General features: G+C 42.5%; 1 pseudogene. It reads right to left on the bottom strand.

Going from position 1 to position 710, the window contains the following annotated elements:
* Positions 1-710: pseudogene (locus tag ACFINC_RS10780) on the bottom strand (hypothetical protein); the annotation flags it as partial.

The raw sequence follows: 710 nt of genomic DNA on the forward strand, positions 1-710 counted from the left end.
ACCTCATTAGACAGATGCGTATTTACATTCTGGACACTCGTATCAAGACCCGCAAACGCACTTCCAACATCGTTATATGAATTACTTGCTACCTTACCATCTTCACCAACGTGAGAGATCTGATAAGTCGGAGCTGTAAAAATACCCTCTTTGAATGCCGAACCACCACCAAAATATGTTGCTACCTGATCGCCCAATTTATGAAGCTGATTACCCGTTACTGCATCCGTCGAACCAGATTTAATGTCCCCATCTAATAGAGATGTAAGCTTGCTATTTGTCTTCGCTTCACCTGATCCATGCGTCGCTACAAACGCGCCTTTAGCTTTATCCCACAACAAGGCGTCACCTTGAGCAGTGGTAATCTCATTTTTAATCTCATTGGTGATTTCTTTATGAAGATCCGTGAAAGAAGTACCTACTCCAGCAAACGCAGATGCCACATCATGATATTCTTTATCTTCTGTTGTACCATCTTCTTTAAAGCCTTTAACCGTGAATGTAGGAGCTGTCCATGTACCGTTTTCATAGCTAGCGCTACCACCTAAAGTTTTCGCAACTTTATCACCTAACGCATGAAGCTGATTACCCGTCACTGCATCACTTGAGCCAGATTTAATGTCCCCATCTAATAGAGATGTAAGCTTGCTATTTGTTTTACTACCTTCTTTGCCATGCGTCGCTACAAAGGCTTTAGCCGTTTCACTCCA

It is taken from the genome of Bartonella sp. AP58NXGY, from assembly GCF_042195785.1.
GTDB lineage: Bacteria > Pseudomonadota > Alphaproteobacteria > Rhizobiales > Rhizobiaceae > Bartonella.